The 7,218-nt window shown below is 37.0% G+C and carries 6 protein-coding genes; 2 read left to right on the forward strand and 4 right to left on the reverse strand.

Annotation, left to right across the window (positions count from 1 at the left end; all coding sequences use genetic code 11):
- Positions 1 to 20: 20 nt before the first annotated feature.
- The 4 genes from ACLUWI_RS09730 to ACLUWI_RS09745 are packed head-to-tail and all read right to left on the reverse strand — an operon-like array spanning position 21 to position 4,758.
- Positions 21 to 467, reverse strand: coding sequence for a very short patch repair endonuclease (locus tag ACLUWI_RS09730; protein WP_412145019.1), 447 nt, complete (start codon positions 465 to 467; stop codon positions 21 to 23).
- A gap of 28 nt (positions 468 to 495) precedes the next feature.
- Positions 496 to 1,674, reverse strand: a complete 1,179-nt coding sequence (locus ACLUWI_RS09735) for a restriction endonuclease PLD domain-containing protein (RefSeq protein ID WP_412138253.1) — start codon at positions 1,672 to 1,674, stop codon at positions 496 to 498.
- 23 nt (positions 1,675 to 1,697) lie between these two features.
- The gene (locus tag ACLUWI_RS09740; protein WP_412138254.1) at positions 1,698 to 3,548 is read right to left on the reverse strand and encodes a Z1 domain-containing protein; all 1,851 of its coding nucleotides are present in this window, start codon (positions 3,546 to 3,548) and stop codon (positions 1,698 to 1,700) included.
- A gap of 22 nt (positions 3,549 to 3,570) precedes the next feature.
- Positions 3,571 to 4,758 carry a restriction endonuclease PLD domain-containing protein gene (locus ACLUWI_RS09745; protein ID WP_412138255.1) on the reverse strand — a complete coding sequence of 396 codons (1,188 nt, stop codon included), beginning with the start codon at positions 4,756 to 4,758 and terminating at the stop codon, positions 3,571 to 3,573.
- Positions 4,759 to 4,901: 143 nt separating this feature from the next.
- Between ACLUWI_RS09745 and ACLUWI_RS09750 the strand changes: the two genes are divergently transcribed.
- Together ACLUWI_RS09750 and ACLUWI_RS09755 are read left to right on the forward strand one after the other, a co-directional pair.
- Positions 4,902 to 6,044: a DNA cytosine methyltransferase gene (locus ACLUWI_RS09750; protein ID WP_412138256.1), complete on the forward strand. Its 1,143-nt coding sequence runs from the start codon at positions 4,902 to 4,904 to the stop codon at positions 6,042 to 6,044.
- A 173-nt stretch (positions 6,045 to 6,217) separates the two neighbouring features.
- Positions 6,218 to 7,135: a toll/interleukin-1 receptor domain-containing protein gene (locus ACLUWI_RS09755; protein ID WP_412147164.1), complete on the forward strand. Its 918-nt coding sequence runs from the start codon at positions 6,218 to 6,220 to the stop codon at positions 7,133 to 7,135.
- Positions 7,136 to 7,218: the final 83 nt, after the last annotated feature.

Raw genomic sequence — 7,218 nt, forward strand, 5'->3', positions numbered from 1 at the left:
CTGCACCCGTTGCTCGGATTTTATTTATCATCAGTATCTTGTGGATTCTGCTTTGCTCTGACATGCCACATGATCAACTCGGCATAATACTCTGGATTCTTCAGCACTTTCTTAGACCAAAAGCGAAGAACGGTCCATCCCTTCTCTTCCAGCTTGGCATTGACTTCTTGATCGTGTTTCATATTATGTTCGATCTTAGGGATCCAATAGTCACGGTTTCTCTTAATGTGATTGCGGTAGTTTTCCCAATCATAACCATGCCAGAACTCTCCATCGATAAAGACGGCGATTTTGTATTTAGTAATTGCAATATCCGGCTTTCCAGGCAACTCTTTATAGTTTTTGCGATAGTGGATACCATTGTCCCAGAGAATCTTACGAATAACGACTTCATCCTTGCCCTCAGTCGCATGGACCTTTGACATACGTTTGCGGGTTTCTTGATCAGATTCAAACTCATACTCCATCGCAATATCACCCTACTCTACATCTACATTATGCTTCAAAAGATGCCACCCATACATCTAGATTTGCAAGAACAGAGTGGCCATTGCTATCAATAACTGTCCCCTCTTTTTTTAGCTTTGTCTTTCTAAGAATAAGGTAACGCATATTCGCTTGTTCCAAAAGTTCCTGAGTAATTGCACCCTTAGGGACAAGCCGTTTGCCATCACTAATCAGTTCGTCCCTAGTATTAATTGGCTTAATCATTTTACTCCGAACTAAACGACCTTTTAACCACTTCCCTAAAATAAGATCACTACCACTGACTGACAACTGCTTATTGCCCTGACTCTTCGTTTCAGCCAAGAAGACATTCCCTTCTTCTGTTACTATGAAAAATGGTATCTTTCGCGGAAAATCTTTAATATTTTTACTTATATTTAGTTGCGCTTCATACCAGGAACGTGGACGTTTATTGGAATTAGCATAGCAAACATTAATGTTAGATCCCATTAGTGTTCTCTTCCCTTGTTCCAAATCTGCTAATTTAGGAGCTTTAATTTCAATCTTCAAGACTTTGTCTGTTAATGATTGGTTGCATTTCTCTAAAGTGCTTTCAGTAAGTTTTGAGTCATCATCAGAGATCATTGATGATGCAGGTACTTTCCCTCTACCAGTATGGGACACCTTTTCAATGACCGGAAACTTATCAATTTCATTTGCCAAAACACACGTCTCATCTAATAATCTATGGATAAATTCTGAAATTTGCTTATTCTGTTCTTCATCGTCTATGGTAACTGCAAATTCATATTGTTGACTTCCAGAACCTTGATTAGGTGCAAGTGTACTTAAATTAGCTGATCCAACTATACTCTGAAATACCTTATTATTTTTCCAGAAGGTATAAATTTTGCCGTGATAAGTTATACCATCAACCAAATAAATATTTCCTGTGCCGGTTTTTTCCCAATTCTGTTGAATTTTAACAATCTTATCCTTGACATCAGAAGGAATGCCATCACGATACATTCCACATACTAAGACTACTTCTGATACATGATATTTTTCAACAAGACTTGCTAATTCTTCAAGACTTTTGCTGGTAACATATCCAACAGCAACTTCTAACCTGTCAGATTCTGCTATGCTTGAACGAAAAGCCTCTAGAATGGTTTCTTGGTCGTTACTCACAGTTAAGGGAGGGATATTTGAATAAAGATTAGACATCTATAAACACACTCCAATACAGGCTAATTGATCATGTAAATATTACTAGTACCAGGAAGCTTAATGTTTGGCACCCATATTTTCTTTCCGTCTGGCCAATTTAATTTTGGATTATCACCATTTACTTGATAGAGAGTCAAGACAAATTTATCTTTAAACTTGTTGGTAGCTGCCCAGTCATTTGGCGAAAGTAAGGCACGCATTCCATAAGTAATATCACGATTTCTGCGAACCATCAACATCCCAGTAGCAAGCGATGATTTATTCAATTCAGACTGAATCATGCTCTTGTAGCCTTCAAAATTGAAGTTATCATCCTCAAACTTATCCAAAAGCTTAAGAATGAATCTTAAAGATACAGGTTGTGGTTCCTCGGTTCCATCAAAATTCTTAACCATAGCAGAAATATCTTTAAAGGTATTATTATGTGGGTTTGAAGGGAAATGGTTACTATTTCCTGGAAGGATATTAAGCAATGATTTATCCAATACATTCTCTCGCGTTGGATTCAGACCATCCGGATAACTAATGGTAATTCTTTCACCTTTACGTGCCTGCTCAACAATTGCATTATTGGTTTCATTGATTTCAGCAAAAAGGTTATAGAGCTGATGAGTAATAAACAGACTTACCAGACCTTTATCACGATCGTAACCAAACATCCGATTATGTTGCCACATGGTATCCGCTTGGGGATGCTTGCTGGTACGAGCATAGTAGAACGTATGCAATTGTCCAAAGGTTACACCTCGGCCAAGATTCGTTCCTCCTACAACAAAATTACAACCGCTCACATAATCTTCGCTGCTATCTGCACTGGCTCCATTCAAAACGACAATACTATACTTAGCTTTTTCAAGAATATCTTGAATGCATTTGTAAATATCATCAAATGACTGTTTGACCGAATCTTCTGGAGCAAGCGAAGCGTATTCTTGTTCTATTTCTGACTTTAATTCGGCCTTATCATGATCATAAGCAAGCTTAACCAGTACCTTACGTATATCCTCGCCTGTTTTGTTATGGTCAGACTGTAATCGACTTGTATGGATTAAACAATTAGAGACTTTATGCCCTGTCAGAAATAGTTGTGCCGTTACAACCAGATGGCGCACAACTACCTTATGAGCAATTTCCATCGACGAATCATTATCAATAAAACGTACAAAATCAGGCGTTGTATCCTTAGGAAAGAAGAAATTACCACCAATATACTTTTTTCCTGGTTCGAAATAATCTACAAATAATGGATGCCATCCTGAGGTACTAGACTGTAATAATAATGATTGAGGAGTACCCGTCATTTGCAGGTAAATACTGCTTTGAGCCGTATCAATAATCTCTTGAAGGAATTTATTGATCGAAGAAACATCCCCTTGATTAACTTTAGTATTTAGAGATGCCGCATCAGCTTCATCGTCAATGATGAAAAGCGGATTTCCTAAAAGCATGTTGGAATTTTTAAATCGATTTGCCCATGCCTTAAGGACACTATGATTTTTCTTTACAACAACAATTACAGGCTTATCTCCATGGTTGCGAAACTTTTGCTCTTCATTTTCATCACAGACTACAAAATCCGTTAATTCTTTTTTTGCGCGTTCATAGGTCTGTTCTTGAAGCGTAGTATTGTCTGTTGTAAGAAAAAGAAAGAACGGAAATCCAAGGTCAACCGCCTCGCAAATCACTCCAAATACATGTCCTGTTTTTCCTGATTGAATATTGCCAAATAATAGGCCTATTTGGTGTGATGCGTAGTCAAATTTAGAAAGTTCTTTGTCACCGATCTTTTTTGCCGTTTTTTCAATCGAATCAGCAAAATCCTTCTTTCCCTCGCTTCGCATTCTCTCTATATAATTACTTAAATAACTCATTAATTAGACCCTCACAAAATTATTAATTGCTAAAATGAATAGTCCATACATCCAGTGGTTCTTCAGTGCTATGCTTCTTATCTAACCGGTTTCTTTCGTTCCGAGCATATACTTTACCGAGACGTTTCTCGTTAGTCTTATGGAGCTCTAATACCTTCATGTTAGATTTCTCAAGCATTTCCTCCGTTACTACGCCTAATCGTTCTGGATCCTGATCTGCATCATCAAACGCTTTTAGAAGACCTGCAGCAACCAAACGTCCTTTAATCCAACGACCAAAGATTCGATCATCTCCGTATGCAGTCAGTTGTTTATTATTTTGAGCAGTAGTATGCGCTTCAAACATATAGCCATCATCAGTTACAAGGAAGAATGGCTTGTCTTTTGGATAGTCTGGATCACGCGTAATATCAACACTTACTGTAATCTGAGTTTCAAACCAATTACGTCGTGTGTATTTACCATTCTTGCCTTTTCGCCCCTTACCATAGCAGACATTAATATTTGAACTAGCATAGTCTTTTCGATCCGTACTAAATCGATTGGCGAATTTAGGGGCTTTAATTGGAACACGAACAACAATCCCATTTTCCTTTTTACTGAAGCTCTGAACAGATGATTCAGTCAGTTCAGAAACATCTTCAATCGCATTCAATAATTCAATTCGCTCATGAACTACCTTAATACTATCCATATTGTCAGCTGAAACACAGCATTTCTTGATTAAATCATCAATGAATTCAGCAAGTTCTTGATTTTCTTTCTCATTTTCAATAGTATTTGCAAGCTCATATTGCCGCATTGTTCGGCCAGTTGGCGCTAAAGCTCCCAAGTTAGCGGATCCAACAATGCTCCGAAACGGTTTCCCGTCTTTCCAGAAGTTATAAAGCTTACCATGATAGTCCATGTTTTTAACGACGTAAATTTCGCCAATTCCAGCTCCACGCCACTTTTCATGCAGTCGGATGATCTCATTTTTAATGCTCTCAGGCAATCCATCAACTGAATACATTCCGCAGGCTAGTTTGATGTCTTTTATCTTATACTTTTCTACCAGTTCATCAATTCTCTGTAATCCTTTTACGGATACGTATCCAACTGCTACTTCCAATTTATCTGATTGAGCAAGAATTTCTTCGAATGTATCACGAATACTTTTCTTGTCACTAGGTTTTACCATTGGTGGAACATTTGTATATAGAATAGACATCTCTTTTTACCCCGCTTCAAGAAAATTGTTTTCAATTATATTTAAACATTGCTTGTACAAACAAAAAAGTGTAAAATTTTAGCATAGCCATATGCTAAAACATATGTTTGCGAAAAAACAATTAAAGAGTTGAGGGAGATATCATGATATTTAGAACTGCTGAACTTTTCGCTGGTCCTGGCGGCGGAGCCTATGCTGCCAAGAACAGCCACTTTATAGATAAAAATGGTGAAGAATGGGGTTTTGAACACGCCTGGGCCAACGAATATGACCCTGATACCGTTGAAACATACAAGTTAAACATACTTAATAATCCTGACGCTAAAACAGTTTACTGTGAAGACGTTCGCCATTTTAATCTAGATGATGATGAAAAGCTTGGTAATATCGATGCCTTGATCTTTGGCTTTCCCTGCAACGATTACTCGGTAGTGGGTAAGCACAAAGGACTTGACGGAAACTATGGACCTCTCTATAGCTACGGTGTCCATGTTTTAAGAAGATACCAGCCTAAGGTATTCGTTGCTGAAAATGTTGGTGGCCTTACTTCCGCTAACCAAGGTGAGGCATTCATTCAGATCCTAAAAGCCCTTCAAGAATCTGGCTACACTCTGACGCCTAACTTCTATAAATTTGAACAATATGGCGTTCCTCAAATGCGTCACCGTATTATCATCGTCGGAATCAGAAATGATTTGGCTGAAAAAGGTATCAAGTTCCACGTTCCAGCTCCCACTACTCCAAATCCTTCAGACTATAAAACCGCTGGTGAAGCATTGAATGAACCGCCAATTCCTACAGATGCGCCAAATAATGAAAAAACACACCATAATAAGCGAACCGTAGAGATGCTCAAGTATATCCCTGAAGGTGGTAATGCATGGTCGCTTTCTATCCCTGAAGAGTTGCGTTTAAACGTTAAGGGAGCTAAACTCTCTAATATCTACAAACGTCTCACCTTCGACAAGCCATCGTATACCGTAACTGGTTCTGGCGGCGGCGGTACACATATGTATCATTGGAAGGAAAATCGGGCTTTAACCAATCGCGAACGTGCTCGCCTACAAACATTCCCCGATGATTATGTATTCATAGGTGGCAAAGAAAGCGTACGTCGTCAAATCGGTATGGCAATTCCTCCAAAAGGGATGAAACATATTCTGATGGCTGTGCTTAAGACTTTTGCCGGAGAAGAATATGATTACGTTGAGCCTACAGAACGGCTCCAACCTGAAGTTCTGTTTAAGGTTAGTGGTAGCGAAGTCGCAAATCTGGTTAAACACTAAAACAAAAGCGGAGATAATTGTTCTCTGCTTTTTTACTTTTTGAAGAAGTAATTATCTCATTTTACTAGAAATTAAGTCCTATTTAATCTAATTTAATCTAAGAATTGAAAAATTCATACTTAAATTTTATTTTTTTGCAACAATGTTTCAACGATAGCTAAAGGATGACAACTTTGAAAAATCATATTAGTGTATTTATCTCATATGCTTGGAATAAACAGAACAAAGATTTCGTAGATTGGCTATATACCTTTTTAAGCGATAAAAATAAAGTTCTAGAACAAAAAATTAATGTTTTTATGGATCGTAACTCTACACGCCTTGGGGATGATTTAAATTCGTTCATGACTGGAACGCTAATTAATTCTGACTTTGTTATTTGCTTACTAGACAACGAATATTTAGAAAGAATGGACATGCCTGGGACAGGAGTATTTCAAGAAGTTAACGAAATTAAAAAGAATAAAAATAACATACAAATAATTCCAATACATGTTTATGGGCATGATCAGCCTAGCGGTGTGTTTAATAAATTAAAATATATTACTATAAATATTAATAATCCAGACGATAACAAAAACATCGATGCTTATCAACAATTACTCGATAAAATATTCTCCAATACCGATACCGTCAACATGCTAAAACCTAAAGGTTACAAATGTGGGATTGACAATCTAATAAAAAAGGCATTTATTCAAGAAAATAGAAACTTTAATCCTCGCCTATCAGGAACAAGTACTATAAACACTGCATTTAATAACGGTACATTTTCATTTGGCAGTGGACAACAACTATTTACAACTATGTGGACTCACGCTAGCAATAATGAAGTATATTCTTATAATGTTCAGAATAGCAACTCTCAAAGGAAACAATATCTATATGTATGTACTCAAAAAAAATATGAGGATATTAACAATCCATTAGACGTGGACGTGAACGAATGTCTTTACATTAGTTGGAGTCCAGAAAAACCATTTTCAAATGGTACTGTATTGTTGTGGATTAACGAACATAAAATTATGATGGTCGGAAAAATATCAGACATTTCAAAAGACAGCTTGAAATTAACTTACAAAATTCTATAGCAATTATTGATAGTAGTTATATCAACATCTTCAATTTAAACTTCAAAAAATAAAATTTTATCCTCATACACTCAAACACCCCC

It is taken from the genome of Limosilactobacillus mucosae (genome assembly GCF_046939755.1).
GTDB classification, from domain to species: domain Bacteria; phylum Bacillota; class Bacilli; order Lactobacillales; family Lactobacillaceae; genus Limosilactobacillus; species Limosilactobacillus mucosae_A.

Excerpts from the sequence above, each read along its gene's own strand:
- ACLUWI_RS09750 (WP_412138256.1), top strand. The coding sequence starts at position 4,902 with ATGATATTTAGAACTGCTGAACTTTTCGCTGGTCCTGGCGGCGGAGCC.
- ACLUWI_RS09740 (WP_412138254.1), bottom strand. The coding sequence starts at position 3,548 with ATGAGTTATTTAAGTAATTATATAGAGAGAATGCGAAGCGAGGGAAAG.
- ACLUWI_RS09745 (WP_412138255.1), bottom strand. The coding sequence starts at position 4,758 with ATGTCTATTCTATATACAAATGTTCCACCAATGGTAAAACCTAGTGAC.
- ACLUWI_RS09735 (WP_412138253.1), bottom strand. The coding sequence starts at position 1,674 with ATGTCTAATCTTTATTCAAATATCCCTCCCTTAACTGTGAGTAACGAC.
- ACLUWI_RS09730 (WP_412145019.1), bottom strand. The coding sequence starts at position 467 with ATGGAGTATGAGTTTGAATCTGATCAAGAAACCCGCAAACGTATGTCA.